This window comes from Rhodococcus sp. IC4_135, assembly GCF_011602025.1.
GTDB classification, from domain to species: domain Bacteria; phylum Actinomycetota; class Actinomycetes; order Mycobacteriales; family Mycobacteriaceae; genus Rhodococcus_F; species Rhodococcus_F baikonurensis.
The window spans coordinates 121,964-146,807 of record NZ_JAAOLG010000007.1 but is presented as its reverse complement, the minus strand read 5'-3'; the positions used below and the strand labels follow the sequence as shown (position 1 = coordinate 146,807).

Sequence of the window (24,844 nt, the reverse complement as noted above, 5' to 3'; positions counted from 1 at the left end):
CTCCCTAGAGGCTACCGTTTGCTCCGTGCACCCCACACATCCCAGTAACGACATCGACCGGCGCGAGCGCCTGGCAGCAGCACGGCTGTACCTGTGCACCGACGCGCGCCGCGAGAAAGGCGACCTCGCGCAGTTCGCCGAGGCCGCTTTGTCCGGCGGAGTCGACATCATCCAATTGCGTGACAAGGGATCCGCCGGTGAGCGCGAGTTCGGCCCGCTCGAGGCCAAGGACGAACTGGTAGCGCTGGGCATTCTCGCGGCAGCAGCGCGACGCCACGGCGCATTGTTGGCCGTCAACGATCGCGCGGATCTCGCGATGGCTTCCGGTGCCGACATCCTCCACCTCGGCCAGAACGACATTCCGGTCCCCTACGCGCGAACCGTTGTCGGTGAAGACGTCGTCATCGGCCGTTCGACGAGCAGTCGCGCGCAGGCCAGTCTGGCCGCCATCGAAGAGGGCGTCGACTACTTCTGCACCGGACCGGTGTGGGCGACACCGACCAAACCGAATCGAAGTGCGTCCGGTTTGGAACTGGTTCGATCGACCGCCGACGCCGCGCCGCCGCGCCCCTGGTTCGCGATCGGCGGTATCGACGAGGAGCGCCTGCCAGAGCTGCTCGACGCCGGTGCCACACGCATCGTCGTCGTGCGTGCAATCACGCACGCGTCGGATACCCAGGCGGCCGCGCAACGCCTCGCCGCAGCCGTCGCGGGACGCTGAAAACCGGTAACTGGCGACCGTCAACTGTTTGCCGGGCGATTCCGCACAGTTACGGGTCAGCACGCCTGACTCGAAACATGAACGGAAGTTGTCCGATCAGACAACAAACCCCCAGTTCCTAGGTGCGATTTGATGTCCGAAAAGTCGGAATGCGTGATCTTGATCACAGTTGCTCCGATTGCGTGTCACATCCCATTCGGTTTGTTGTAGTTTACCTCCAGTTACTAACTGAACCTAGGAGCACTAAATGGGATCCCTCGACACCGGCTCGCTCAGCACCGAATCGCTCGAAGACCTGAACCTCGGCAAGATCAGCGAGCTGCTCAAGCTCGGTATCACCGCGGTCAGCTTCATCACGGCGCTGAACTCGCTCAGCTGAGCCTCGTTTCGGTCGGGAGACCGAAGCACGGAAGGGCCGGACTCCTCAGGAGTCCGGCCCTTCTGCTGTGTATATGACCTGTTGAGACTACGTCGCTACAACTGGGTATTGCTCGCCTCGGACAGGTTCTGATCACTGCCTTCAGGAGAATTACCCGACAACCATCCGAATCCGCCGTCCTCGAGCACGACGGTGTGCGGGTCGCCGTCCACCGACACAACCGGCTCGGTCCGGAGCTCAGGCCACGAGGAACCGAATCCCGGATGCAGCGGCAGTGAGTCGACGTCGGCTTCACGCACCCACCGCAACTCGGTGCTCTCACCGTTGGCAACCGTCGACAGTGGATGCGCAGCATCAGCCACGACGGTGGTGTAAGTCCACCCGCTCTCGGCGCGCATCGTCACTACTTCCCCGCGAACGCGGACGGCGTCCTCGGCGATACCTGCTTCTTCGTGTGCCTCCCGGACAGCAGCGTGCGTCGTGCTCTCGTGTGAGTCCCGCGCTCCGCCGGGCAGTGCCCACGTTCCACCCTGATGGCTCCACGCCGCACGATGCTGCAGCAAGACCATGGGTGATCCGTCCGAATCGGGGGCACGCAGAAGCAGTCCAGCGGCTCCGTGTTTACCCCAATGCCGAGTACCGTCCGATCCGATGGACCAACCGTCACCGTCACCACGCATCGACTACCTCGCTCCGCCTGCTCTCGCCGTTGTCCCACACTAACCGTTTCAATCTGCTCCAGGTGTAGGTGATGCTTATATGCTCGCGAAGATGCCCTGAATCATTTCTCGGCGGCATCATTTCTCGGTAGCCCGCGTACAGCAGCGAAGTGAGGTGCTCGATGGTCGACCGTGTCGTCCCGTCCATCGAACCCCGGTCGCTGCCGCCCTCCGAGGCCACGTCGGTATCGGCGGAAGACGAGCGCGCACTTCTGCGGCGCGAACTGCAGGCATTCATGTCGTCCACACCTGGCCGGCTGACCGTCGTCGGACTGATCCTGATCGCGATCACCTTGATCGCCGGACTTCTCGCCACTGCAGCGATCGAGAACCGTCAGGCAAATCTCGACCTCCTCCTCGTCGAAACCGAGCCTCTCGCCAACTCGGCCCAGAATCTCTACAGCGCGCTGTCATTGGCCGACGCCGCCGCGGCCACGGCCTTCATCTCCGGTGGCCTCGAACCCGCCGACGTACGCGACCGATACACGCAGTCGATCGGCGAGGCGTCGGCGGAGATCGTGCAGGCATCGGCCGGCCTCGACTCGACGGATCTTGCCGGCCACAGCGCGTTGACCACCATCTCGACCGACCTGTCCGTCTACACCGGGCTGGTCGAAACCGCACGGGCCAACAATCGCGTCGGAAACCCGGTCGGGGCAGCATATTTGAGCGAAGCCTCGCAGTTGATGCAAACCTCGCTGCTGCCGATGGCTCAGCAACTCCACGCCTCGCAGGAGACTTTGGTCTCCCAGGTACAGCGCGATTTCGAGACTCCACCGTGGTGGCCGATCGTGGCCTTCGTCCTCGTCCTGTGCGCACTGGTGGCTACCCAGGTGTACTTCTCCCGCAAGAGTCGCCGACGCTTCAACCTCGGGTTGATCCTTGCCTCGATTGCCGTTGCGGCAGCTCTGCTGTGGCTGCTCACGGTCGGACTGGTGTCAGCCCTTGCCACCGGGCGCGCTCTCGACGCGGGCGCCGAGCCACTGCACGAACTGACCGAGGCGCGAATCATGGCGCAGCAAGCACGCACAGTCGAAACTCTCACATTGGCGCGACGGGATTCGACCGCCGAGGACAACGTCACGTTCACGCGCAAGGTCGACGCTCTGCGCGACACCCTCGAGCGCCTGCAAAACGATGATCGCGCGCGAGTGAACAGCGACGTGTTGACCGCCGCCCTCGACTCGCGCCAGCAGTGGGTGGCTGCGCACACGCGCATGTACGACCGCCTCGGAAACGGTGACTTCAATTCCGCCGCGGCCATCACCATCGGCGCCGGAGAACAGGATTCGGCCGCGGAGTACGGAAGGCTCGATCACGAACTCTGGCAGGGAATCGTGGATTCGCGGACAAATCTGCGTTCCGACGTCTCGTACGCCTCACGTGTGTTGGCAGCCTCTGCACCGGGCATGACCGTATTGGCAGTACTCGGAGTTGCCGGAATCTTCATCGGATTCTGGCCCCGACTGCGGGAGTACCAGTGACGGGAGTACCGGCAATGCGGAGGAAGAGCCCGGCTGCATGCGTCGCGGTTCTGGCGGCGGCGATGCTGGCACTCGCCGGTTGCGGTGCGGACCGAGTAGAAGACCTGAACAACGCGGCCGCCACGTCGTACACAGAACCGCCGCTGCCGGCCGAGGCCACCATCGCGCCCAGCCCGACGCCGACGACTACCACCTCGTGCACCAATCTCACCGCGAGCCTGCGGCCCACCCCCGCGGACGCATCTCCGCAGCCACCCACGCCGAGCCTCGACGCCATCCGCGCCCGCGGGCGCCTGATCGTGGGCCTGGACACCGGTTCCAACCTCATGAGCTTTCGCGATCCGGCAACCGGGCGCCTCGAAGGTTTCGACGTGGACATCGCCCGCGAGATCGCCCGCGATCTGCTCGGCGACCCCGAGAAGATCGAGTACCGGATCCTGACGTCCGACGACCGGATCGCGGCGCTCCAGGAGTCCATGGTCGACGTTGTCGTCAAAACCATGACCATCACCTGTGAGCGGCGCGAGAAGGTCGACTTCTCGACGCAGTACTTCTCCGCCGAGCAACGAATTCAGGTCTTGCAGGGTTCACCGGTGCGCGGCATCGACGACCTGGCGGGTAAGCGAGTCTGTGCCGCCCGGGGAACGACGTCGGCCACTCGAATTCAGCAGCTCCAACCCGAAGCCACCGTCGTCACAGTCCCGATGTGGTCCGACTGCCTCGTCGTCCTCCAGCAGGGGCAGGTGGACGCGATCAGCACCGACGACACGATTCTCGCGGGCCTCGCCTCGCAGGATCCGTACCTGATGATGGTCGGCGGATCACTGGGCGTCGAACCGTACGGAATCGGAGTGAACAAGGACAACTCCGACCTGGTCCGATTCGTCAACGGAACACTGGATCGGATCCGCACCGACGGGACCTGGAACCGTATCTACGACCGCTGGCTCAGCGTCCTCGGTCCGTCGCCCGGTCCCCCGCCGGCCGTCTACCGGGATTGAGGCAGACATGACCGAAGAGACCGGCCCCGAGCCCGACGCCACGCAGGCGTCCATGCGTCCCGAACCCGACGCCACCCAGGCGGTTCACCTAGAGCCTGACTCCACGCAGGCAGTTCACCGCGAGCCTGACTCCACGCAGGCAGTTCACCGCGAGCCTGACTCCACGCAGGCATCCGTACGCCCCGAATCCGAAGCCACCGGCACCTACGAGCGCCTCGAACCGACCTCGGCCCAGATAAGAGGAACCACGCCGTCCGCGTCCTCCTCCCCTACCGGCCGCTCCACCCGATCCCGGCGCAGCCGGTCGGGACGAAAGCTGCGCCTCGGCGGCGGCCTGGTGGAGGTTCCCCCCGTCCCGCAGATCGACCCGGCATCCGCGGTGATGAGTGACCCGACCGTCCCCGAGCGCAAACGATTCTGTTGGAAGTGCAACGAACCGGTCGGCCGTAAGAGCGCAAGTACCAAGGCAACTCAGCACGGAACCTGCCCCAAGTGTGGTTCGACTTTCGACTTCCGCCCGCTCCTCGAAGAGGGGGAATTGGTCTCGGGTCAGTACGAGGTACAAGGCCCCATCGCGCACGGCGGCCTGGGATGGATTTACCTCGCGATCGATCGCAATGTCAGCGACAGATGGGTAGTTCTCAAGGGGCTCTTGCATTTCGGTGATTCCGAAGCCCAAGCCGTCGCGGTAGCCGAGCGTCAGTTCCTCGCCGAGGTCGCCAACCCCAGCATCGTCAAGATCTTCAACTTCGTCGAGCATCCGCGCCCGGACGGCACACCCATGGGGTACATCGTCATGGAGTACGTGGGCGGGCGATCATTGCGCGAGGTGCTGGCCGAATTCCCGGACGGCAAGCACATGCCGATCGAGCAGGCAATCGGCTACGTACTGGAAATCCTTCCGGCGCTGAGCTATCTGCATTCCACCGGCCTGGCGTACAACGACCTCAAACCCGAGAACGTGATGGTCACCGAAGACCAGCTGAAGCTGATCGACCTCGGCGCCGTGTCCGGAATCGAAGACTACGGATACCTGTACGGCACTGCGGGCTATCAAGCACCGGAGATCATCGAGACCGGCCCGACCATCGCCTCCGACATCTTCACCGTCGGAAGAACACTTGCGGTTCTCACCCTCGACATGCCGTCGAAGCACGGACGGTACCTCGACGGTCTCCCTGAACCCGAGGACGAGCCTCTGCTGCGCGACCACGAGTTCTTCCATCGCCTGCTGCTGCGCGCCACCGACCCGGATCCGAAGAAGCGATTCCAGTCTGCCGAGGAGATCGCGGGCCAACTCACCGGCGTTCTGCGAGAAATTCTCGCGGAGCAGACCGGGCAGGAGAATCCCGGACTGTCCCTCGTGTTCAGCAGGCAGCGAACGTCTTTCGGCACCGATGAATTGGTCGGGCAAACCGATGTGTACGTCGACGGTGTCAGCCACGACGCTGCTCTCGATCCTCGCGAAGTTGCGCACGCACTTCCCATTCCGTTGGTCGACCCCACAGATCCCAGCGCGCCGTTGCTTGCGGCTGCGGTGCACAGCGAACCGTCTCAGACTCTCGATGCGCTCAAGCATGCCCGTGAGAACGGCATCGACCGAACGTCCGGCACACCGGCGGCCGCCATCTCCGGAGAAGTTCGACTGGCCGAGGCCAAGGCGCATCTCGATCTCGGCGATCCGGAGACCGCGCTGACTGTTCTGGACGAACTCCACCGATCCATCGGAGATCACTGGAAGATCGAGTGGTATCGAGGGCTTGCAGCGTTGCAACTGGACCGATTCGAGCCCGCCTTCAGTCATTTCGAATCGGTCCTGAACGCGCTCCCGGGCGAGGCCGCACCCAAACTCGCGTTGGCGGCAACAGCAGAACTGATCCTCCAGCATTGGGAGAGCGACGACCCGGACCAGTGGTGCCGCTTCTCCGAGAAGTACTACCGCACCGTCTGGCGGACCGAACGGAACTACGTGAGCGCAGCATTCGGGCTCGCCCGACAACTCGCCGATCACGGCAACAAGAAGGCAGCCATCGCAGCCCTCGACGAAGTCCCCACGTCTTCCCGGCACTACAACGTCGCACGGATGTCGAGCGCTCTGACGATGCTGTCCGGCGTTCCGATCGCCGAACTCGACGAATCGACTCTGAGGGAAGCCGCCCGTCGCGTTCGGGCGCTACCGGCTGAGGAGAGTCGAAGTCTGCAGATGCGAACCCTGGTGTTGGGTACGGCACTCGATTGGATTCGCTACGGCAACCGCTCGCACACCGAACTCGAACCCATCCTCGACCTGCCCTTCACCGAGCAAGGTCTGCGCACCGGAGCCGAAGCCTGCCTTCGCGCCCTCGCCCGCGCCACGACCTCCCGCACACACCGCTACGCACTCGTGGACCGGGCGAATGCGGTGCGTCCGCGCAGCAATTTCTGACGGACGCCCCGAGGTTTACAGCGCGGCCACCAAAGCCTTCGCCGCGCGGGCGATCGCCAACTCCTCGTTGGTGGGGACCACCAGCACCTCGACGTCCGACGTGGATGCGGAGATACGACGCTCGTCGCGGCTCTTCGCCTCGTTGAGAGCCGGGTCGACCTCGATGCCCAGACGGGAGAGGCCGGCCAGACTGTCGCGTCGTACGTCGATGTTGTTCTCCCCGACGCCACCGGTGAAGGTGATGACGTCGACGCCGCCGAGTTGAACGATGAAGGCGCCGATGTACTTACGCAGCATGTGGACGTAAACGTCGTACGCAAGTTGTGCGTCGTCGTCGCCGCCCTCGATCAGTGCGAGCAGAGCACGAAAATCGTTGACTCCCGAGAGCCCCTTCAAACCGGAACGACGATTGAGGAGGTCGTCGATCTCGTCGACCTTCATTCCCGAGTTGCGGTTGAGGTGCAAGATGATGCCTGGGTCGATGTCGCCGCTGCGAGTACCCATGACAAGGCCCTCGAGCGGGGTGAGGCCCATCGTGGTGTCGATGGCCTTGCCGCCCTTGATCGCCGAGGCCGAAGCGCCGTTTCCGAGGTGCAGGACTATCTGATTCAGCTCGGCCGGATCCTTGCCGAGGAAGTCCGCGACTCGTCCAGACACGTATTCGTGTGAGGTCCCGTGGAAGCCGTACCGGCGAATCTGGTTGGCCTTGGCCACATCCCGATCTATCGCGTACGTGGACGCTGCGGCAGGCAACGTATGGAAGAACGCCGTGTCGAACACGGCGACGTGCGGAACGTCCGGCAGTTCTTCGCGCGCCACCTCGATACCGATCACGTTGGCCGGATTGTGCAGCGGCGCAAGGTTCGACAGATCCGCGATGGCTTTCACGACGCCGTCGTCGATGAGCGTCGGCGAATAGAAGATGTCGCCGCCGTGCACGACTCGGTGACCGACTGCGATGATTCCTGCCTCGCTCAGCGGCCGTCCGACCTCGGCGACGATGTCGAGCACCATCTTCAGGCCCGCTCGGTGATCGGCGATGGGGAGGCTTCGGTCTTCGACTCCGGTGCGGTGGTTGTAGACGATGTGGCCGTCTGGTTCACCGATGCGCTCGATGAGGCCGTGCGCCACCGATTCCGCTGTATCCGGATGCACGAGTTGAAATTTGATGGATGACGAGCCGGAATTGATGACCAGTACGGTGCCGTCGCTCACGCTTGCGCTCCCTGTGCCTGAATTGCCGTGATAGCCACGGTGTTGACGATGTCCTGGACCAACGCTCCACGAGAGAGGTCGTTGACCGGCTTGTTCAGTCCCTGCAGAACCGGGCCGACGGCGATAGCGCCGGCACTGCGCTGCACTGCCTTGTAGGTGTTGTTGCCGGTGTTCAGATCCGGGAACACGAACACCGTGGCCTTGCCCGCCACCAGAGAATCCGGCATCTTCTTGTCGGCGACACTCTGCTCGACGGCGGCGTCGTACTGAATGGGTCCTTCCACCAACAGGTCCGGTCGGCGCTCGCGCACCAAAGCGGTTGCGGTGCGAACCTTGTCGACGTCGGCTCCACTGCCCGAATCGCCGGTGGAGTACGAGAGCATCGCGATGCGCGGATCGATCCCGAACTGCGACGCCGTCTGTGCCGACGAGATGGCGATGTCCGCCAACTGCTCCGACGTCGGGTCCGGGACCACGGCGCAGTCACCGTAGGAGAGCACGCGGTCGGCCAGGCACATCAGGAAGATGCTCGAAACCGTCGAGACGCCGGGGGCTGTCTTGATGATCTCGAACGAGGGCCGGATCGTGTGAGCGGTGGTGTGGGCGGCACCGGAGACCATTCCGTCGGCAATACCCAAGTGCACCATCATCGTTCCGAAGTACGAGATGTCGGCGATCACCTCACGGGCCCGCTCGATGGTCATGCCCTTGTGAGCTCGCAGCGCGGTGTATTCCTGCGCGAAGCGCTCGGTGTACTCGGACTGCGCGGGTGCGAGTACCTGTGCGCCGCTGATGTCGACGCCGAGTTCCGCTGCGCGTCGACGCACACTGGGTTCGTCGCCGAGGATCGTCAGGTCGGCAACCTGGCGCTGCAGCAGTCGGCCGGCCGCGCGCAGGATCCGGTCGTCGTCACCCTCCGGGAGGACGATGTGCTTGCGATCGCGTCGAGCGCGGTCGATCAGCTTGTACTCGAACATCTGTGGGGTCACGACGGACGGGATCGGCAGTGCCAGTCGGTCCATCAGGACGTCGGCGTCGACGCGCTGTTCCATCAAACTCAGCGCGGTGTCGACCTTTCGCTGAGATCCGACTGCCACGCGTCCGCGGGTTTGGGCTGCGGCGCTTGCGGTGTCGAAAGTGCCGAGGGTTGTCGTGAGGATCGGTAGACGCTGTTTCAGGCCGGCCATCAACGCCGCGATGGCCGGGTGCGGCGTGATCCCGCCGTTCATGATGATGCCCGCCAGCGACGGAAATCCCTCTGCCTCATGCGCATTGAGCAACGCGAGCAGCACGTCCGAGCGATCGCCCGGTGCGATCACGACCATGCCTTCGACCAGACGCTCGAGGATGTGCTCGGCGGTCATGCCGCCCACCATCACCTTCAGTGCCTCGCGGTGCAGCAGTTCCGGGTCACCCGAATACAACTCGCCGCCGGTGGCCTCCATCAACTCCGCCATCGTGGGCGAGACGAGCAACGGAATCTCCGGCAGGCTCCACGTCGGAACACCGATGTCGGACAGGGCTGCGGTGACCTCGTCGAGCTTGTCGGGATCGCAACGGTTGGCGACGACGGCGAGCAGATGGGCGTGGTTGGCGGCCAACTCGGCGGCGCACAGATGCGCGAGCTGAGCGACCTCCTCGACGCTGCGCCGAGCGCCTCGAACCGCCAACAGGACCGGCGCTCCGAGGTTCACGGCGATGCGGGCGTTGAAGCTCAGTTCGCTGGGGCTTGCGACGTCGGTGTAGTCACTTCCGATGATCACGACGGCGTCGCACTGCTCGGCCACGGTGTGGTACTTCGCGACGATGTCGGCCAGTGCGGCTTCGGGGTCGGCGTGAACCTGCTCGTAGGTGACGCCGAGTGCGTCGGCGTAGGAGAGATCGGCGGTGGTGTGCTCCAGCAGCAGTTCGAGGATGTAGTCGGTTTCCTCGGTCGAGCGGGCGATCGGGCGGAAGACACCGACCCGGGCGACGGTCGCGCACAGCATCTGCAGCACGCCCAGCGCGATGGTGGATTTTCCGGTGTCACCTTCAGGAGAGGCGACGTAGACACTCGACACGGCAGCGGGCGCTTCTGGCATGCCCAACAGCCTAGTGTGGGCCGCCGCCCACCTTGCCACTGATCGTGGTCACGCTCACGCTCGTGCCGACAACCGGCCGCTACGAGAAAGACGAACGGTGCCTGCCACACGTCGAGTGGCAGACACCGTTCAGTTGATCTCGGGAATCAGCCCAGAGCGCGCAGGCGCGGCGCCAGGTCACGCTCGAACAGTTCGAGGAACCGGCGCTGATCGTGGCCGGGTGCGTGGAACACCAGGTGATTGAGACCGGCGTCGACGTAGGCCTTGACCTGCTCGACGGCGTCGTCGGGATCGGAAGCGACGATCCAGCGCTTGGCCACCTGCTCGATGGGCAGAGCGTCGGCAGCTGCTTCCATTTCGATCGGGTCCTCGATGCTGTGCTTCTGCTCCGGCGTCAGGGACAGCGGAGCCCAGAAGCGCGTGTTCTCGAGTGCGGCCTCCGGGTCGGTGTCGTAGCTGATCTTGATCTCGATCATCTTGTCGATGTCGGCGACGTCGCGCTCGGCCTTCGCGGCGCCCTCGGCTACGGCGGGAAGCAGTTTCTCGGTGTAGAGCTCCATGCCCTTGCCCGAGGTGCAGATGAAGCCGTCGCCGGCGCGTCCCGCGTACCGGGCGACAACGGGTCCACCGGCCGCGATGTACACGGGAATCCCACCCTCGGGAACGTCGTAGATCGAGGCGCCACGAGTGGTGAAGTACTCGCCTTCGAAGTCGACACGATCGCCCAGCCACAGCTCGCGCATCAGCCGCACGGACTCACGTAGGCGCGCGAAGCGTTCCTTGAACTCGGGCCATTCGCCCTGGAAGCCGGTCGCGATCTCGTTGAGAGCCTCACCGCTGCCGACGCCGAGCATGATGCGCCCCGGGTAGAGACATCCCATTGTCGCGAACGCCTGAGCGATGACCGCCGGGTTGTAGCGGAACGTCGGCGTCATCACGGACGTGCCGATCTGCACTCGCTCGGTGCGCTCACCGACGGCCGTCATCCAGGCGAGTGAGAAGGGCGCGTGTCCACCGTTGTGTCGCCACGGCTGGAAATGATCGCTCACCGCAACGGAATCCATGCCGTGCTGCTCTGCCAGAACTGCCAGCTCTACCAGTTCGCGAGGGCCGAATTGCTCAGCCGATGCCTTGTATCCGAGCTTGAGTTCCTGCGCCACCGTGCACTCCCTTGTCGTCTGTTTCGTTTACTTCTCTGACGTGCTTCTCGTTCTTTGCAGACTATCCAGACACCGCTCGGACTTCTCTGCCTGTCTCAGCGAGCGAGGCTGGTAACCACCGTTGCCACACCGGCTGCGACGGCAACCCCGGCCAATGCCAGTGCAAACAGCCACAATGCGTGCGGTTCCGGCATCGCCGCTCCGTCCTCGAGCGCCTTCTTCACCTGTAGCCAGCGTCGCATACCCACGAGGGCGGCCGCCGCGGCGAGAGCGATCAGCGTCAGACCGAGAGTCGTACGAACCCACCCGGTACTCCATTCCGGCACCAACTGGACGACTGCAATGCCGCCCGCCAGCAAGGCGAGTGAGCTACGCATCCAGGCGAGGAAGGTGCGCTCACTGGCGAGTGTGAAGCGCTCGTCCGGGCGGTTCGGTTCGCTCATGCGTGCTCGCCTCCGTGGGGTGCCACCAGATCCGGGTCCTGACGCCAGTCGTAGACGACCTCGGTGCGCAGAACGATGTCCTGCAACGATCGTCGTCGTCGATCGACCGCCGACCACAGCAATCCGAAGGCGAAGAGCACGCAGAGCACCGCTCGGATGAAGGCCAACGGCCAACGGACCAGCCGGTGACCCGACGTGATCACCCGAAGCCCCATCACGAGGGAGCCGACGGTCCGGCCGGTGGTCGCCCAACAGGCGGTCAGATACGCCACCGAGACACCGAGAAATGCCGTCGTGGACAGGAAGATTCCCGGTTCCGAGAACGTGAAACTCTGCGGCGAGAAGAGCAGTCGGACGAAGGCGAAGCCCACGTACACGGAACCCATCAGGAGCAGGACGACGCCCAGGTCGATCAGTCCGGCGAGTCCACGGGTGACGATGCCGGCCGGGCCGGAACTCTCCTGGGCCACTAGCGTTCGCCTGCGTTCGTCTTCGGATCGGTCTCTGGTGCCGGCTTTTCTGGTGACGGTGCGTTGTCGCGGCCGAACAGGCGGCCGACGAACCCGGCGACAGCGTCGTCCGCCTGCATGCCCTGCACGCGCGCCCCGTGCACGGCCTCGGTGGAGAGTGAACCGGTCGATTCACGAATCATCTGGGGGAGGTCGACACCCTCGATGACCTGGTCGGCGATCTTGACGAGGTCGATGCGGTTGACCTGGCGTTCGAGGTCGACCGTGTCGACTATGCCGTCGAGGTCGAGGCGGTCGATCACAGCTTTGACGTCGAGGCGGCTTGCGATCTCGTCCACGTCGACCCGGTCGATGATCGGTTCGAGCGAGACTCGTTCGGCAATCTTGTCCACGTCGATGTTCTCGGCGATCTTGTCGATGTCGACGTGGTCGACGACGATTTTCGTGATGTCGACTTCGGCCAGAGCAGCGTCGACGACAGCTTTGATCACCGTCCTCAACGTGGAATCGGCAAATTCCGCCGTCGAGCGGATCGCGTCAGTGCCGCGAGTGGTGACATGGGTGATCGCGTCGTCGAGGGTGCCACCGACTACGGGGATCCGCTGCACCGAATCAAGGGCGAGACCAGCGGTTCTGCGCGCCGCACCGGCCGTGATCGCAGCCAGCCCGAAAGCCAGCCGAATCACGTCGGATTCGGGGTGGTGCGACTGCGATCCCACGCAATTGTCTCCATCTTCTTATACGACTGTTACCCGGACATTCGTCACTCCTCTTCGCATTGTGCCACTGTTGAAAGGCACAAATACGCTGTCCGGCTTGCGCCTGGGGGGAAATATGAAGACACGTCGATTCACGGTTCGGCTGACGATGGCGGTGGCCATGGCCGCCGGCTTTCTCGGCCTCAGCGCGCCGACCGCGAGCGCGGATTCCGTGGTCAGTCGCATCGACGTCTACTCCCCGTCGATGGACCGCTGGATCGCCAACGACGTGATTTCCCCGGCCGGAGGTGGCCCCGCGCCGACCTTCTATCTGTTGACCGGCGTCGGCGGCGGCGAGGACGGAATCTCGTGGTTCAACAACACCGGAGTTCGTGACTTCTTCGACGACAAGCACGTCAACGTGGTCATGCCGGTCGGCGGCAAGTTCAGCATGTACACCGATTGGAACGCCGACGATCCGGTGCTCGGCCGCAACAAATGGCAGACGTACCTCACCAAGGAACTACCGGCGGCGGTCAACGCTCGGTACAACACGACCGGCGTCAACGCTCTGGGCGGTGTGTCGATGGCGGGTGGACCGGTTCTGGACCTCGCGATCCAGTCGCCGGGCACCTACCGCGCCGTCGGCTCGTACAGTGGCTGTCCGCGCGCCGGCGACCCGCTCGGTCAGGCAGCGGTGCGCTCGATGGTCGAGATACTCGGCGGCGGCAACGCAGCCAACATGTGGGGTCCGTGGGGTAGCCCGCAGTGGGCTGCGCACGACCCGCTGATCAACGCCGAGAAACTGCGCGGGACAGCGTTGTTCATCTCCACCGGCAACGGCCTTCCCGGCCCGGTGGACGGAATCAACTCACTGGCCATGGCTGCCGGCGTCGTTCCCGGCGCTGTGCTCGAAGGCATCACCAACATGTGCACCGCCGCTCTGCAAGGTCGATTCGGCCAGCTCGGCATTCCCGCGACGTTCAGCTTCCGACCCGAGGGCACCCACACCTGGGGGCTCTTCGAAGCCGACATGCGTGCGTCGTGGCCGATGATCGCCGGCGCTATCGGGGCGTGAGCTTCGCCGCCCTCATCGCAGGCCGTGGCGTCAGGTGAGACTGCGCGCCCAGTCCCGCATACCGGCGGGGCCGGTGCCAGTGGCGTATTCAGCGAACCACACCCGGGTCACACCGAGCGTGATCGCCGCACCCATGCACATCAGACATGGTTCGAGATTGACCGCCAAGGTCAATTCTCCTGACGCTCGAGTGAACCCGAGAGCCTCGTCGGCCTGCAAGATCGCTTGAAGGTCCGCATGGACTACCCGTCGGCGTAGTGCCCGTTCTTGCGTATACGCCCGCCCGAGCACACGGTCGTCGTCGAACACGACTGCGCCGATCGGCATCTCCCCGAGCTCCATGCCCTCACTCGCTACGTCAAGCGCAAGCGCAAGCGCATCTCGAGGTGAAAACATCATTCGACACTAATGGACCAGGCGAGCTCATGCTGCGAGTAGTGCGGGTAGTCCCCATTCCTTGGCCAGCAGCTCGTACGAGCGCAGGCGATCCTCGTGCCGATAGGTAACTCCGGTGATCACCAATTCGTCCGCCCCGGTGAGCTTCTGCAAACTCTCGAGCCTGTCGGCGACGGTGGTGGGTGAACCGACGAACTGCGTGATCAGCCGATCCTCCACCACTGCTTTGTCGGCATCGGAAAGTGGGAGCGCCGTCGCCGGATCGGGATACGGTATTGCTCCGTGCCCGCTGCGGATGCTGTGTGTCCAGTGTCCGAACGTCGACGCCAACTCTCTCGCCGTCGCATCGTCTTCCGCAGCAACAACATCAGCGGACACGACCACGTACGGCTCCGAGAGGACGTCCGACGGGCGGAATGCTGCGCGGTATGCCTCGACGGCATCGAGCGTACTCGACGGCGCCACATGATAATTCGCACCGAACGGCAATCCGAGCCGTCCGGCCAGCTCGGCGCTGGGGCCTGCACTGCTTCCGAACACCCACAATTCGACGTCGGCATCCTCGCCGGGACTGGCGTGCAAGTCGATGCCGTCACGGGTGCGGTGAGTGCCGTTCAGGAGTGAAAGTATGTCGTCGACCTGCTGCTCGAAATCGGGCGCCTGCGCTCCCGGAAAGGCCAGCGCCTCGAACGACGCCTGCAAGCGCGGTGACGTGAGGAGCCCGGTGGGATCGAAGGGCGCCGGGATCACGACGCCCTCACGCACGACCGCCTCCCGCTTCGATTCTGCCGGGGCAGGCGTTCCGGCAGCGACGGCGCGAAGTGCCTCCACCCGACGCTGTCCGCTGCGCCCGATACCGAGATCGATACGACCCGGGTACAACGCTTCGACGGTACCGAAGGCCTCGACCACCTGAGCTGCCGTGTTGTTGCCCAGCAGCACGGCGGCCGAGCCGACGCGAATGGTGTTGGTCGCGGCCGCAATCAGTCCGACAAGCACGGCCGGTGACGAGCTCGCTACGCCGACGAAGTGGTGTTCGGCGACCCAGTACCGCTTGTATCCCCACGCTTCGGCAGAACGAGCGAGGTCCAACGAGTTCCGCAAGGCCTGGCGGGCCGTTCCGCCCTCACTGATCGGCGAGAGGTCGAGTACGGACAGCGGCGCGCTCACCTCGGTGCGCTTCCGTCGCGGGTATTCGGTGTCTTCTCGCCGGCTTCCACCGCGAACGGCAAACGATTCTCGGCGGGAGCGACGGGGCACGTCGCGTAATCGGTGAAGGCGCAGGGCAGGTTCGACGCCCGATTGAAATCGAGGACTACCGCACCACCGGGCTCCGGTGCGCTCACGTGCAGCGAGCGTGCGGCCGGGTAGGTGGACACACCACTGGTCGCATCGGTGAACAGGATGTGAAAGCCGTTGTCCTTGCCCGCGAACGCAATCAGCGTGTGCGTTTCATCTTCGTGTTCGAAGCCGATGGTTCCCCTGGCGTCGTGATGATGCTCGAGGCGCTCGACGACCGCGCCCGTCGTGACCGTGCGAGCCTCCTCGAAAGCAGTGAAGACACCGTCGATGCGCCACTGCGGATTCGGCTCGAAGGTCGGAATGCCACTGAACTGTGCCAATGCCGGGGCCGACGAATCATGAATCCGCAGTGCCACCTCACCGGTGCGGCGGATGACCTCGACCAGCCGTGCACCCTGCTTGACGATCAGTCCCGGCGCACCCTCGATCGGATTCAGAGTGGCTGAACCGTCCACTGCGACACCGTCGATCGAGAGGTCGTCAGCCGGTGTCGCGGTGACGACAACGGCATTCGCGTCGGCGCGCCATGCACCCGGCAGATCCGCGAAGGTGGAATCGGTGTCCACCAGCCAGTGCAACGCAGTCAAGCTCAGCCAGCCGAGTGATTCACTGAAGGTGGCGTTGCGCGAGGCATGCCAAACATTCCAATCGCCGGTGAAGGTGCTGGTGGACGTGTCGGTAACGGTCATGATGCGCGGACTCCTTCAGCCTGCTCGTGCGGGTGGCGCAGTCCGAGATGGCTGCGCAAGGTGGTTCCTGAGTATTCGGTGCGGAAACTGCCGCGGTCCTGCAGTTCCGGTACGACCGTGTCGATGAACTCGTCGAGGCCACCGGGGGTGAGGTGGGGAACGAGGATGAATCCGTCGCTCGCGTCGCCCTGGACGTAGCTGTCGATCTCGGCAGCCACCTCGGCGGGACTGCCCACGAACTGTTGGCGGGCAGTCACTTCGATGATGAGTTCACGGATGCTGAGGTTTTCGGCCTCCGCCTTCGCACGCCACTGATCGGCAACCGCTCGCGGATCCTTGACGTGCCGGACGCGGCCGCGGGTGATGTTGACGTCGTCCGACGGATCTTCCTTCGGCAAGGGACCGTCGGCGTCGTACTGCGAAAGGTCTCTGCCCCACACCTGTTCGAGAAAAGCGATGGCAGTCTGGGGCCCGACCTGCTGCCGACGGATGTGATACGCCTTCTCCTGTGCGTCCGCGGCGTTGTCCCCGAGGACGAAGGTGGCAGCGGGGAGAATCTTGAGGTCTGCGTGCGTGCGTCCGTACTTGGCCAAGCGTCCCTTCACGTCCGCGTAGAAGGCCTTGCCTGCTTCGAGCGTTCCGTGTCCGGTGAAGATGGCGTCCGCCTTGGCCGCGCCGAACTCGCGTCCTTCGTCGGAGTCTCCTGCCTGCAACAGAACTGGGTGCCCCTGTGGACTCCGAGGAACCTCGAAGCGTCCGGCGATGTCGAACTGCTTACCGGAGTGTTGGAACTGACCGACCTGCTGGTCGGTGGCAAAAATACCGCGCTCACGGTCGATGATCGGACGATCGATGCTCCAACTGTCCCACAGCGTCCGCACTGCGTCGACCAACTCGTTGGCTCGTGCATACCGCTCGGCATGCTCCAGATACCCACCGCGGCGGAAGTTCTCGCCGGTGAATGCATCCGAGGAGGTCACCAGGTTCCAGGCGGCGCGGCCGTCGGAGAGATGATCGAGCGTCGAGAACTGCTTGGCCAACTCGTACGGCTCGTTGAACGTGGTGTTGATCGTCCCGGCCAGGCCGAGATGCGTTGTCACTCCGGCAACCGCGTTGAGAATACTGAAAGTGTCGGGGCGACCGACCACGTCGAGGTCGTGAATCTTGCCCTGATGCTCGCGTAGGCGCAAACCCTCTGCGAGGAAGAAGAAGTCGAACAATCCGCGTTCGGCACTGCGTGCGAGATGCTCGAAGGAGCTGAACTCGATCTGGCTCTTGGACGCCGGATCGGTCCACACCGTGGTGTTGTTCACGCCGGGGAAGTGAGCGCCCAGATGAACTTGCTTGCGAATCCTGTTCTGTGTCATCGGTCTTCCTGTTCTCTTCTCGCGCTACGCGAACTGATTGACGGGCAACTCGAAGCCCAACCGCTCGCGCAGCGTGGGGGCGATACTCGGTCGCGGATTGAGAGTTGGCACCACGTCCGTCGCAATCTTTTCCACTGCGGCGGCCAGTGCCAGCGGGCGCAGAACTACTCCGTCGATCCCGGCAAGCCCACCGATCTCACGCAGCAGCGCAGTCAAACCCGCGCTGTCACCGCGATAGAACAGCGAGTGCGGGGTGTACGGTGCTCCCGCCCATTCCTCGAGTTCGGCCAAGGCGTCGTCGGCCGCTCCGCGGTCGGCGCCGAGAAGAACGTCGACATCGAGGAGAACCCTGACGCTTCGCCCGAGGGCAGCGGCACTCGAATGGACCAGCTTGGCCGTGGCTTTCGCCTCACCGAGGTCGGTTGCCGAGATCCGAATCAGATCTCCGCGCGCAACAGCGAGGTCGCGAGCCTCCGGTCGACTGGCGTCGACGGCGATCAGTGGCTGCCCCTGCGGGGAGCGCGGTGTGATGGACGGACCCTTGACGGAAAAGTTCTTTCCCTCGAAATCGATGTAGTGCAGCTTGTCGCGATCGATGAATCGTCCGCTCGCCGCGTCGCGTATCTCGGCGTCGTCCTCCCAGCTGTCCCACAGCCGGCTGACCACCTCGATCGCCTCGGACGCTTCCTCCCACGCGGACTCCGGAGCCTGCACCGCTTTCCGGCCGAACAATGCTGCCTGCTCGGCGGTGTCGGACACCGCGACCTGCCAGCCGGCCCGCCCCGCGGAGGAGTAGTCGATACTCGCGACGGCCTTGGAGATGTGGAACGGTTCGGTGTGTGTGACCGTCGCCGTGGGGATCAGGCCGATACGCGAGGTCACAGCACTGAGCCGCGCTGCAGTCGCCACAGCCTCCAACCTGCCCCGCACGCCGTGCCGGCCCTCGGATTGCAGTCCGAAAGAATCCGGGAGGAATGCCAGGTCTACTCCACCCCGATCCGCGGCGGTCACCAGGTCCACCCAGTACGACGGCGTGAACAGATCTTCGGCGCGTGAGTCCTCGCGCCGCCAGGAATACGGATGAGCGCCGGTGCCCTCGAATTCGAGGCCGACCAGGAATGCTCCGGAACTACGCTCGGACATGTTCGGCCTTTCGTGTCGAATGATCCCGCCCGGGGATCGCGTCGAGAAGTGTGCGGGTGTACTCGTTTCGGGGATTGTCGAAAATCTCGGTGGTAGTGCCGATTTCGAGCAATCTCCCGGCCTGCATGACGCCGACGACGTCGCTGATCTGGCGAACTACCGCCAGATCGTGGGAGATGAAGAGATAGGTCAGGCCCAGTTCTCGCTGCAACTCGTCGAGTAGAGCCAGAATCTGCGCTTGCACCGAGACGTCGAGAGCGGATACCGGTTCGTCGAGAACGAGCAGGTCCGGCTTCAGCGCGAGCGCGCGGGCGATCGCCACCCGTTGACGCTGACCGCCCGAGAGTTCGGCAGGCTTGCGACTGAGGAACTGCTCGGGAAGTGCAACCTGATCGAGCAACTCTGCTGCACGAGTCTGCTGCTGGCTGCCTCCACCAACCTTGAAGGCCCGCAGCGGCTCCGCCACGATGTCCTGGACGGACAATTTCGGGTCGAGCGATGCATAGGGGTTCTGGTACACGAGCTGGATCTTTCGACGCAGCTCGCGCAGGTCGCTGCCCTTGACCTTCGTGATGTCGTGGCCGTCGAAGGAGATGGTGCCGGCATCCGGCTGTTCCAATCGCACGGCGATGCGCGCCGTGGTCGACTTGCCGGAGCCCGACTCCCCCACCAGCGACACGGTCTGTCCCCGCGGAACAGTCAGCGACACTTCGTTCACCGCGGTGATCGAACTCCCGCGTCCGACGTTGAACCGCTTGGTGATTCCGGTCAACGTCAACAGCGGGCTCGTGTCCTGGCGGACCGGGCGATCGACCGGTCCCGAGGACAGGCTCGGAGCCGAGTTGAGAAGTTTCTTCGTGTACTCGTGTCGCGGGTTGTCCAGAATATCTGCGGTACGGCCGGATTCGACGATTCTGCCGCCCTGCATGACCAGGATCCGGTCCGCACGATCTGCGGCCACGCCCAGGTCGTGCGTGATCAGGAGGACGGCGGCACCGGATTCGGCGATCCGCTCGTCGAGATGGTCGAGAATGCGTCGTTGAACCGTGACGTCGAGAGCACTGGTCGGCTCGTCGGCGATGATGAGGGCCGGGTTCGCGACAAGCGCGATGCCGATCAGAACTCGTTGCCGCATACCGCCGGACAGCTCGTGTGGGTACTGGCGTGCTCGGATCTCCGGTCGGTCGATACCCGCGCGCTCGAGCACCTCGACGGCGTCCAACCGCGCTTTGCGACGGTCGGCGAGGCCGTGGATCCGCAGGACTTCGGCAACCTGGTCGCCGATCCGCGTTACAGGGTTGAGCGAAGTCGTCGGATCCTGCGGCACCAAACCGACACGCGCGCCGCGGATTCGCTGCCACGCACGGTCGGAGTACGAGTCGATTCGTTCACCTTCGAACTCGACGGTCCCGCCGGTGACGTGACCGCTGCCGGCGAGCAGACCCAATATCGCGTGGGCCGTGGTCGACTTACCCGAACCCGATTCCCCGACCACCGCAACTACTTCACCACGGCCGACGGTGAAGCTCACGCCGGATACCGCGGGCTCGTTGCCGTAGGAGATCTGTAGGTCGGTGACGGAAAGCAACTGATCCTCGGTCGTGCTCATCGTCGGTTGTTCCTTTCGATCTCGTGGCCGATTCGGTGTGCCGAGATGACCACGGCGACAATCGCGAGACCGGGAAGTGTTGTCATCCACCACGCATTGGCGAGGAAATTGCGTCCCTCGGATACCAGCGATCCCCATTCGGGGGTAGGTGGAACGGCGCCGAATCCCAAGAAGCTCAGTGCCGACACGGCAAGCACAGCCTGCCCGAACTCGACTGCGGACAGCGCGACCACGGGCGCGTAGGAGTTGGGCAGCACATGCCGACGCAGGACACCGAGCCACTGCACACCCGAACTGAACGCGGCCTCGACGTACTGAGCGCCGCGCACCCGCATCACTTCGGCACGCATCACTCGCGCAAAGTTCGCGACCATGCTGACGCCGACCGCGATGGCGACGTTGATGGTGCCGAAGCCGAGTGCGGTCACCAATGCCAGCGAAAGCAGCAGCGCCGGAATGGACAGCAGAACGTCGACGATGCGCATCAGCACGGCGTCGACGACACCACCGACAAAACCCGCAAGCAGACCGATGAGCGATCCCGCCACCAATGCGATTCCCACCGCGACCAAGGTCGCGGTCAGGGACAGCGCGGCACCGTGCACGAACCGCGTGTAGAGGTCACGTCCGAGATTGTCGGTTCCGAACCAGTGAGCCAGGCTGGGGCCCTGCAGTTTGTCGGCAGGGACACCGGACAGCGGATCGCCACTGGCGAAGAATCCGGGTGCGACGGCAAAGCCGATGGCAAGCAACACGATCAGCACCGGAATGACCAGACCAGGCTTGCGGATCCAACCGATGGCAGTGGACCTTCGGCGTGAAACCACTGGCTCCTTCGCCTCGACGCTCGAATCGAGGAGTAGGGGTTCGATCAATGTGTCAGACATGGGCCGGCTCCAGATCGGTCGAGCTTTCGATATTCGACTTTTCGGTGTGACTCTTCTTCGTCTGGATGATCCGTGGATCTATCAAGGGGTAGAAGAGGTCGACCGCGAGGTTGACGAGCACGAACACGAGAGAGGCGAACACGACGACTCCCTGCACCACCGGGATGTCCTGCGCCATCACCGACGTCTGAGTCAGACGCCCGACGCCCGCGCGGGAGAACACCGTTTCCACGACCACCGAGCCGGCCAGCAGCGTGCCGACCAGCACTCCGGCGATGGTGAATGCCGGAATACTCGCCAGTCGCAACGCGTGACGGGTCTGCACACGCCACCGGCTAGCGCCCTTGGCGTACGCAGTCTCCACGTGCGGCGAACGTAGCGTCGACTGCAGGCTGGTCGTGAGCACCTGCGCGATCACCGCGCCGGTCGGGATCGCCAAGGTGATCGCCGGAAGAATTACCGTTGCGAAACCCTTGTCGCCGAATGCCGGGAAGATGTGCAGACGGAACGAGAAGAGCTGCAGGAGAATCAAGCCCACCCAGAAAGTAGGCACCGCCACACCCAGCGGCGGCAGCGAGAACAACAGGTTCGCGAGCCACCGCTTGCGGGTGTAGGTAGCGAAGAATGCAATCGCCACTCCGAACAACACGGCCAGAACCAAAGCGGTGGTTGCCAGCACCAGAGTGCTGGGCAGCGCCGAGAAGATGGCGTCCGTCACCGACTGGCCGGTGGAGATGGACGTACCGAAATCACCGCGAAGAGCGTTTGTCAGCGATGTCCAGTACTGCACCCACACCGACTGGTCCAAGCCGTACCGTGCCCGAAGCTGATCGAGGGCAGCCTGATCCACTGCAACACCCTGACCGGACGAGTCGGCAGCCATGCTGACCGGATCGCTCGGCAAGAGGAACAGAATCACGAACGAGATGGTGAAGGCGGCCCACAGAACCACTGCGGCCTGGCCCAGTCGGGTGAGTACGTATCGAGTCATGATTACTTACCCGACAACCATGCGTCGTAGAACTGCAGTCGTGAGGAGGCTTCGAAGTTCAGGTCCTGCACACTCGATCCGGCGCCGATAGCCTGCGAGAGTTCGATGGTCGGAATGGAGAGTCCACGGTCGAGGATCAATTCCTGTGCGGTGGATACCAGTTCGCCGCGTTGGCCGTTGTCCGTGGCTGCAAGCTGGTCTGTGAGTACCTTGTCGAGCTCCGGATCTGCGCCGCGGCGGTTCAGGTTGCGACCCTCGGTGCTGAACGATGCCCGCAGGATGTCGGCATCCGCGCGAGTGCTGTTGTAGTACAGCGAATCGTAATCACCCGACACCCCCTTCTCGGTCCATTCACCGTTCGAGACCAGGTTGAGCTGCAGGTCGACGCCGACCTTCTTGAGCTGCTGCTGTACGAGCTCGAGGATGGCCTGGTTACCCGAGAACACCGGACTGAAGGTGACGCTGAAAGTGAGCTTCTGCCCGTCCTTCTCGCGGATACCGTCGCTGCCGGTCTTCCAACCGGCCGCGTCGAGGAGCTTCGCCGACTTGTCGGCGTCGTACGTCACGACACTGGATTCGTCGCTGTAGAGCGGAGTGGTGTGAGCCAACGGGCTCGTGGCCGGGAAGAACGACGGATCCAGAACGGTATCGACGAGTTCTTGGCGGTTGATCGCGGGGATGATGGCCTGGCGAACAGCCTGATCGGCGAGAACGCCGCGACTGACGTTGGGCTGGAAGAAGAAGCTCACACCCGGGTTCGGCCTTGTGAGGATTCGTCCACCTGCGCCCTCGATCTGCGGCGCATCCTGTGGAAGCGCATCGCTGACCGCATCGAGCTGGCCGGAGGCCACGCTGCCTGCCCGCACACCGGATTCGGGGACCACCGTGAAGTCGACGCCGTCGAGGTAGGCCTCGCCCTGATGCGCGACCGCGTCCGACGCCCAGTTGTATCCCGCACGCTTGGCGATCTTGACGCTCTTGTCCTGCTGCCAGTCGGTGTAGACGAACGGGCCGGACGCGATCACCGCTGCACCGGGGCAACGCTGCTCGGAAGCCAGCGCGGTGGTGGAATCTGCGAGGATCCCGAGCTGCGGCGTCGAAGTTGCTTGCAGGAACTGAACATTGGGTCCGGAGAAATTGATCTTCGCCGTGTGAGCATCTACGACGTCGGTACCGGTGTACGAGGAGAGATAGCTCTTCGCCAATGCCGCGTTCGGTCCGAGGTTCTTGACCGAGTCGAAGGTCTTCTTCACCGAATCCGCCGTCACCGGGGTGCCGTCGCTGAAGGTGGCGTCGTCGCGAAGAACGAACGTGAAGCTCGCGGCGTCGGGGCTGATCTCCCAACTCTTGGCGAGCCACGGGGTGATCTCTCCGGTGTCGGGATTTTGATCGGTCAGCGAATCCACCACGGTCCGAGTGACATACACGGTCTGGTTACTGCCGGCCTGAGCCGGATCGGCGCAGGTCGGCGCCTGTGACAGTCCGTAGCGAAGGGTTCCGCCGGACTGCGCGGGACCCGCGTCGGCCGCGCTGTCACTTCCGTTGCTGCTGCAACCGGCGAGGACGGTGCCGAGAACCGTGACAGCACCGATACCGGCGATGACGGTCGCGCGTTTACGGGCACCGAATGAGGGCGAAGACACCAAGAACTCCTAAAGAGGCATGCCGAAGAGCGCACCCGCCGCCTGAGACGAAAAAGGCGATCGAGTACGAATCACTTGTGAGAGAGAAGAAAACAGACTTGTCGACGACTCGCCTGAGTGTGAATGACTGACCGAGGTCAGTTGGTACAGAAAGATCCCGCGGTGCGGCACAGGTCTACGTGACGACGCGACCAGGCGGTATCGAAACCGCCTTCGACTGCCTTCATTTCGTGTTCCTCCATCGGTCCTGGCGGTAGCACCCGCACCCGATCACTCGGGGGGTTGCTGCGACTTCAATGAGCCAGGTCTCTCGGTCGCTCTGGATGGTCGTTCGCAAGTGTACGAGGTCAAACCCGGGTGTTGTCAACCCGGTCGGTAGGAATTGCTGCTCGAGTCACATTTTCGAGCACCCGAAGCTGCTTCTCGAACGGGTGGACGCCCACTTCTTCGGGCGAGAGCGAAGCGTCGTAAAGCGGTGTGTATCCACTGGACAGATACAGCGCGACGGCCTCCGGTTGCCGAGGACCCGTCGTGAGGAACACCCGGCTGTATCCGCGAAGCTCGATCTCTCGTTCCAACTCACGAACAACGGCCTTGCCGAGGCCACGCTTCCGATAGTCGACCGACGTCCAGATTCTCTTCAGTTCCGCAGTGGTGGAATCAAATTGACGAAACGCACCGCCGGCGATCGGCCGGCCGTCGTGGGTGAGCACCAACAGCGCTCCCTGTGGGTACGCAAATTCTTCTGCCGGATACGTCGTGAGATCCTCGAGCATCGCTTCGCGAGTCCCGCCGTAACGCGAACTGTATTCGAGGGCCAACTCCGCGATCAGTGGAGCTGCCAAGGGGTCGTCCTGCGAGACCGAGTAGACCTCTACCGCGCCGATACCCGCGAGCTGCCGAGTCCCGAGCTCCAGTGCCACAACACTTTCCTCCATGAATC

23 protein-coding genes, 1 pseudogene and 1 riboswitch are annotated in these 24,844 nt (G+C 63.9%); of the genes and pseudogenes, 6 read left to right on the top strand and 18 right to left on the bottom strand.

Features of this window, described 5'->3' with window-relative positions:
• The first annotated feature begins 25 nt into the window (after positions 1–25).
• Positions 26–721, top strand: coding sequence for a thiamine phosphate synthase (gene thiE, locus G8767_RS15460; protein ID WP_166810631.1), 696 nt, complete (start codon positions 26–28; stop codon positions 719–721).
• Positions 722–968: 247 nt separating this feature from the next.
• Positions 969–1,100, top strand: coding sequence for a hypothetical protein (locus G8767_RS36345; RefSeq protein ID WP_003944354.1), 132 nt, complete (start codon positions 969–971; stop codon positions 1,098–1,100).
• A 227-nt stretch (positions 1,101–1,327) separates the two neighbouring features.
• Here the strand turns inward: G8767_RS36345 and G8767_RS15455 are convergent.
• Positions 1,328–1,780, bottom strand: a pseudogene (locus G8767_RS15455) (NUDIX hydrolase); the annotation flags it as partial.
• Positions 1,781–1,941: 161 nt separating this feature from the next.
• Here G8767_RS15455 and G8767_RS15450 point away from each other — a divergent pair.
• Genes G8767_RS15450 through G8767_RS15440 form a run of 3 tightly spaced genes read left to right on the top strand, consistent with a single transcriptional unit; the run spans position 1,942 to position 6,729 of the window.
• Complete coding sequence (locus G8767_RS15450; RefSeq protein ID WP_095973706.1) at positions 1,942–3,303, top strand: hypothetical protein; 1,362 nt, start codon at positions 1,942–1,944, stop codon at positions 3,301–3,303.
• A gap of 14 nt (positions 3,304–3,317) precedes the next feature.
• Complete coding sequence (locus tag G8767_RS15445; RefSeq protein WP_166810630.1) at positions 3,318–4,304, top strand: glutamate ABC transporter substrate-binding protein; 987 nt, start codon at positions 3,318–3,320, stop codon at positions 4,302–4,304.
• A 7-nt stretch (positions 4,305–4,311) separates the two neighbouring features.
• Complete coding sequence (locus G8767_RS15440) at positions 4,312–6,729, top strand: serine/threonine-protein kinase (RefSeq protein ID WP_166810629.1); 2,418 nt, start codon at positions 4,312–4,314, stop codon at positions 6,727–6,729.
• A gap of 15 nt (positions 6,730–6,744) precedes the next feature.
• Here G8767_RS15440 and G8767_RS15435 read toward each other — a convergent pair whose 3' ends face one another.
• The 6 genes from G8767_RS15435 to G8767_RS15410 form a co-directional block, all read right to left on the bottom strand.
• Entirely contained in the window at positions 6,745–7,944 is a 1,200-nt protein-coding gene (locus G8767_RS15435; RefSeq protein ID WP_166810628.1) for an acetate kinase, read from the bottom strand.
• Positions 7,941–10,025 carry a phosphate acetyltransferase gene (gene pta, locus G8767_RS15430; protein ID WP_042452123.1) on the bottom strand — a complete coding sequence of 695 codons (2,085 nt, stop codon included), beginning with the start codon at positions 10,023–10,025 and terminating at the stop codon, positions 7,941–7,943. The genes G8767_RS15435 and pta overlap by 4 nt, the downstream gene beginning before the upstream one ends.
• Positions 10,026–10,171: 146 nt before the next feature.
• Positions 10,172–11,185 (bottom strand): glucose-6-phosphate dehydrogenase (coenzyme-F420), encoded by a 1,014-nt coding sequence (gene fgd, locus G8767_RS15425; protein WP_003944371.1) that lies wholly within the window; start codon positions 11,183–11,185, stop codon positions 10,172–10,174.
• Positions 11,186–11,280: 95 nt separating this feature from the next.
• Entirely contained in the window at positions 11,281–11,628 is a 348-nt protein-coding gene (locus tag G8767_RS15420; RefSeq protein WP_003944317.1) for a DUF202 domain-containing protein, read from the bottom strand.
• The gene (locus G8767_RS15415; protein WP_003944375.1) at positions 11,625–12,098 is read right to left on the bottom strand and encodes an RDD family protein; all 474 of its coding nucleotides are present in this window, start codon (positions 12,096–12,098) and stop codon (positions 11,625–11,627) included. The genes G8767_RS15420 and G8767_RS15415 overlap by 4 nt, the downstream gene beginning before the upstream one ends.
• Positions 12,098–12,817 carry a hypothetical protein gene (locus G8767_RS15410; protein WP_166810627.1) on the bottom strand — a complete coding sequence of 240 codons (720 nt, stop codon included), beginning with the start codon at positions 12,815–12,817 and terminating at the stop codon, positions 12,098–12,100. The genes G8767_RS15415 and G8767_RS15410 overlap by 1 nt, the downstream gene beginning before the upstream one ends.
• 115 nt (positions 12,818–12,932) lie before the next feature.
• Here G8767_RS15410 and G8767_RS15405 point away from each other — a divergent pair, with 115 nt between their 5' ends.
• On the top strand, positions 12,933–13,874 hold the full coding sequence (locus tag G8767_RS15405) for an alpha/beta hydrolase family protein (RefSeq protein WP_003944347.1): 942 nt from the start codon (positions 12,933–12,935) through the stop codon (positions 13,872–13,874).
• Positions 13,875–13,904: 30 nt separating this feature from the next.
• Here the strand turns inward: G8767_RS15405 and G8767_RS15400 are convergent, their stop codons facing one another.
• The 11 genes from G8767_RS15400 to G8767_RS15355 all read right to left on the bottom strand — a co-directional run bounded on the left by G8767_RS15400 (position 13,905) and on the right by G8767_RS15355 (position 24,839).
• The gene (locus tag G8767_RS15400; protein ID WP_240952328.1) at positions 13,905–14,270 is read right to left on the bottom strand and encodes a nucleoside deaminase; all 366 of its coding nucleotides are present in this window, start codon (positions 14,268–14,270) and stop codon (positions 13,905–13,907) included.
• Positions 14,271–14,297: 27 nt separating this feature from the next.
• Positions 14,298–15,440: an LLM class flavin-dependent oxidoreductase gene (locus tag G8767_RS15395; RefSeq protein ID WP_095972395.1), complete on the bottom strand. Its 1,143-nt coding sequence runs from the start codon at positions 15,438–15,440 to the stop codon at positions 14,298–14,300.
• Positions 15,437–16,261 carry a DUF1684 domain-containing protein gene (locus G8767_RS15390; RefSeq protein ID WP_166810625.1) on the bottom strand — a complete coding sequence of 275 codons (825 nt, stop codon included), beginning with the start codon at positions 16,259–16,261 and terminating at the stop codon, positions 15,437–15,439. Before G8767_RS15390 ends, G8767_RS15395 begins: the two co-directional genes overlap by 4 nt.
• The gene (locus G8767_RS15385) at positions 16,258–17,628 is read right to left on the bottom strand and encodes an NtaA/DmoA family FMN-dependent monooxygenase (protein ID WP_166810624.1); all 1,371 of its coding nucleotides are present in this window, start codon (positions 17,626–17,628) and stop codon (positions 16,258–16,260) included. The genes G8767_RS15390 and G8767_RS15385 overlap by 4 nt, the downstream gene beginning before the upstream one ends.
• A 24-nt stretch (positions 17,629–17,652) precedes the next feature.
• Positions 17,653–18,771 carry an LLM class flavin-dependent oxidoreductase gene (locus tag G8767_RS15380; protein ID WP_166810623.1) on the bottom strand — a complete coding sequence of 373 codons (1,119 nt, stop codon included), beginning with the start codon at positions 18,769–18,771 and terminating at the stop codon, positions 17,653–17,655.
• Positions 18,758–20,380, bottom strand: a complete 1,623-nt coding sequence (locus G8767_RS15375; protein ID WP_124567852.1) for an ABC transporter ATP-binding protein — start codon at positions 20,378–20,380, stop codon at positions 18,758–18,760. The genes G8767_RS15380 and G8767_RS15375 overlap by 14 nt, the downstream gene beginning before the upstream one ends.
• Positions 20,377–21,267 carry an ABC transporter permease gene (locus G8767_RS15370; protein WP_166810622.1) on the bottom strand — a complete coding sequence of 297 codons (891 nt, stop codon included), beginning with the start codon at positions 21,265–21,267 and terminating at the stop codon, positions 20,377–20,379. The genes G8767_RS15375 and G8767_RS15370 overlap by 4 nt, the downstream gene beginning before the upstream one ends.
• Positions 21,260–22,258 (bottom strand): ABC transporter permease, encoded by a 999-nt coding sequence (locus G8767_RS15365; RefSeq protein WP_095972401.1) that lies wholly within the window; start codon positions 22,256–22,258, stop codon positions 21,260–21,262. The genes G8767_RS15370 and G8767_RS15365 overlap by 8 nt, the downstream gene beginning before the upstream one ends.
• A 2-nt stretch (positions 22,259–22,260) precedes the next feature.
• Positions 22,261–23,901, bottom strand: coding sequence for an ABC transporter substrate-binding protein (locus tag G8767_RS15360; protein ID WP_166810621.1), 1,641 nt, complete (start codon positions 23,899–23,901; stop codon positions 22,261–22,263).
• Positions 23,902–24,038: 137 nt separating this feature from the next.
• A complete protein-coding gene (locus G8767_RS36560) occupies positions 24,039–24,128 on the bottom strand; it encodes a putative leader peptide (protein ID WP_310504006.1) in 90 nt (29 codons plus the stop codon).
• 8 nt (positions 24,129–24,136) lie between these two features.
• Positions 24,137–24,231: riboswitch (SAM riboswitch) on the bottom strand.
• 17 nt (positions 24,232–24,248) lie between these two features.
• Positions 24,249–24,839 carry a GNAT family N-acetyltransferase gene (locus tag G8767_RS15355; RefSeq protein WP_166810677.1) on the bottom strand — a complete coding sequence of 197 codons (591 nt, stop codon included), beginning with the start codon at positions 24,837–24,839 and terminating at the stop codon, positions 24,249–24,251.
• Between the last annotated feature and the right edge of the window lie 5 nt (positions 24,840–24,844).